Source organism: Thermogemmatispora sp. (assembly GCF_019683755.1).
GTDB lineage: Bacteria > Chloroflexota > Ktedonobacteria > Ktedonobacterales > Ktedonobacteraceae > Thermogemmatispora.
Genome location: NZ_JADGHT010000441.1, coordinates 1 through 3235, shown reverse-complemented (window position 1 = coordinate 3235; position 3235 = coordinate 1). Strand labels below are relative to the sequence as shown.

Here is a 3235-nt window from a genome sequence, read left to right as displayed (position 1 = left end):
GAGTTTCGCGTGGGTCTCGGGGGGGCGGTTATGTGAATAAGAGACTGCACCAGGGCAGGGGGTAGGAGTCGGGGTCGGCCTGGGCGGTGGTGGTGTGGGCGTCGGTCGAGGCCGCGGTGTGGGCGTCGGGGTTGGGACCCGCGTTGGAGTTGCTGTCGGCCTGACAGGCGAACGGGTTGCCTGGACGGTCTGGGTGCGGTAGACAATGGGGCTGGTTGCAGGATGCGCTGCCTGCGCCGCGCTATTGGCGGCTGCCCTGAGCACAGGTGTGGGTGTGAGGCTGCTCAAGAGTGCCTGATGCTCGCTGAAGGCGAGCATAGTGGTACACAGCGAGCATGTGATCACAAGCGTGCTGCAGCCCAGCACTAGAGCCATCTGACTATGACCAGCGCCTTGCTGATGGCTCTGCCACTGGGCTTGAAGCATCTGTCTCAGGCTTTGTCGCTGATTCCCCAGGTGCGAGCGCAGGGCCAGGATGAGGTAGATCGGCACGATGAGGCTGCTGAGATACCCTAATACAACAAGCAGCTTCTGCCACCACCGAAGCCGCTTCCAGGTCAGCCGCCCCTCCAGACTAAACAAGCGACGGCCTTCGCTGATCATGAGCGTCAACAGGAGAACGATCATCATGAGCACACCAATGATCCCCAATGGCCCCGGACTCTCCACTGGACCGTAGCTGCTGACGTCGCTGACAATCGCGCTATCGATGACGCTCAACAGTACTGCGAAGCAGTAGAGAAAGAGGAGAGCCAGTAGAAATAGATCCCGACGCTTGCGGAGCGAGGCGTTCCCGGCCCCGGCGGGAATAGATGGTCTCGTGTCGACTGGTGGTTCCATGCTGTCTTTCCCCTCGCTTTACAGGAAATATGCTCTCTTGCTTTCTGTGAGGATTTATATTTTGGCAAGCGATCATAATATATGTCAATATATAGATCTCAATCCGTGAGAGGAAAGCGAACGTTGTCCCGGCTCCTGCCTTACAGGCAATCGCTGCGCAACGCTTCGCGGTCGACGCGCTGGTAGAAGCGTGGTAGGCGCTCACTCTTATGGAGAAGGAGCATTTCAGGGAAAAGAAACCGGTAGCTGCTCTTGCCCTGAGCAGCTACCGGTTCGAGGGACGCTCTCCAGGCAGCTCTCGCTTTCAGTGAGCGTAGAGCCGACGCCAGACGCCGCCGTGACCAGAGCAGACGCCGCGGACTCCACCCGATTTGCTGTACATGCCATCGTTGCACTCGACCACGTAGCCTTTGCCCTCCCAGAAGCTAGGGATACAATCGAAGTAGTCGCAGAAGCCGCTGGGGGGCGAATAGATGAGGCTGCCATTGGTGGAATCGAAATTGTAGCCCCAGGGATTGCAATTGACGCCGGGGCAGGGCGTGGGGGTTGGCGTAGGAGCAGGCGCCTCGGTCGGCACCGGCGTCGGGGTTGGCGTTGGCGTAGGAGGAGGAGTCGGCGTCTCTGTCGGTAGCGGTGTTGGGCTGGGCGTGGGTGTAGGCGTGGGTGTAGGTGTCGGGCCAGGCGTGGGCCTCGATGGCTGTGTCGGCCCAGCGGTGACACCGGGCCTGGTGGCTGTCGCTATTGAGGTCGGGACGACCGCGGTGACCGTGCTGCCGGCAGTCGGCGAAGCCGCCAGGGAGACAGCGCGGTTCTCTGAGGGAACCGTAGGAGAAGCCGGGGGCATGCTCGCCTGGATGAAGCTCTGACTCAGCATGCCTGCCATGCAAGAGCAGAGGGCGCAGAGCAGAATCAGGATGGCTCCCCCTACTCCAAAGGCGATACGCCTGCCGCTCCTCTGCCCGCGCCAGCCTTGCAGTAGAGCTACGCTCTGGGTCTCCTCGCCTGCGCCAAGGTAGCTGCCCACGGCCTGGCTCAGGTAGGCGAGTGGCATAATGATGAGCAGCACGTAAAGTGCACCCATCAGAAGTCTGCGCCACCAGCTCCAGGCTGCCCAGTGGAGCGCTCCGTGAAGGGTCAGGAAGGGGAAGGCTTCCTTGAGCAGAAGCAACAGGTTGACTATGAGGAAGAGCAGCAGACTCACAAAGCCTGGAAGCAGAGCGCTGGGACCAGCCTCTCTGCCCGCTGTGGCAATCACCACACTCTCCCCGAGCGCAAAAACACTGGCCAGCCCATAAAGTAGGCTGAGAAGCAGTAGCCACCCGCCTCGCTGCGGCATCTGCTTCCATCTGAAGTGCCCCGTCGCGCCAGCTCCCTCCGGCGAATAGGAGGCTCCTGCCGTCGGCCATAATTGCATCTTGTTCACCTCTCCGCGGAACTACTACAGGACGTTGCCACTACTGTGGCTTCAGTTTGCCTGCTCAGCTGTTCAAATAGCGCGACAGTAGCAGAAATATATATGATAGATATATTGCCAATTGTCAATAAAAGTGACATAGGTATTTTTATCTAGTTATTGTAGAGTGAGCAATATTAGTTGTAAAAATTGAACGGACATAAAATACGTTTGTTGCAGAGCGGGAGCGTAGCAAGTGTCTTGCTCTTCCCGGCTGGTGGCGGCGCCACGACATTTTCTGTGTATGCTGTGTGTAGCACAGAAGCGGGCACGATTCTTGCTTCCGCTCTTTCTGGAAGAAAGAAAGGGGCAATCTCAACTGGACTAGAAGGAAGGTGGGGTCACACAGCGGCGGGAGGCAGGTGGGCGAAGCCGGGTGGAAGCTGGCTCTGTGCGCTCCGCTTTCCAGCGCTCGGAGGTGTGCATAACATGAACATTGGCGACAACGGGGTCAGGCAAGTCACAGCTGAGAGAGGCGGAACAGCTCAGCCTCTGCTGAAGATGGTGCGTGCCTTGCTGATGGGACTCTGCTGTGGGCTGCTGCTGCTCCTGCCGGACAGCAGAGTCAGGGCCGGAGCCGGTCAGAGCCAGGCGGCCTCCGATGGGCCGGGTGCTCGCTCGTACCGGATCAGGCGCGGGCCTTCACCAGCACACCTGGTCCCTACACTTTCGGCGTCTGCAGCGTGGTCAGCAGCGACCCTCACTGTACCGTTGATCCGAGCACGGTGCCGAAAATCATAGATACCATAACGCCGCCCGGCGTCCAGCAGGCCGATGAACTGGACTATACGCATCATCAACCGGTCGTCTTGCAAGCTATCGTCATTCCCTAGCTGTGCTTCTTCCTTCGGGTCGTCCCCCTGAGGGGGAGGATTGGCGGCGCTCCTCAGCCTCTGGCTCGTATACACATCTGCCGCTGCCGACGAATTAGACGGTGTAGAT

At 59.4% G+C, this 3235-nt stretch carries 2 protein-coding genes and 1 pseudogene; all 3 read right to left on the bottom strand.

What is annotated here, in order from left to right:
* A pseudogene (locus IRZ24_RS18505) lies at positions 1 to 840 on the bottom strand (hypothetical protein); the annotation flags it as partial.
* A gap of 304 nt (positions 841 to 1144) precedes the next feature.
* Positions 1145 to 2254: a hypothetical protein gene (locus IRZ24_RS18500; RefSeq protein ID WP_297167631.1), complete on the bottom strand. Its 1110-nt coding sequence runs from the start codon at positions 2252 to 2254 to the stop codon at positions 1145 to 1147.
* 620 nt (positions 2255 to 2874) lie between these two features.
* A partial coding sequence (locus IRZ24_RS18495) for a hypothetical protein (RefSeq protein WP_297167628.1) occupies positions 2875 to 3235 on the bottom strand: 361 nt, incomplete at its 5' end.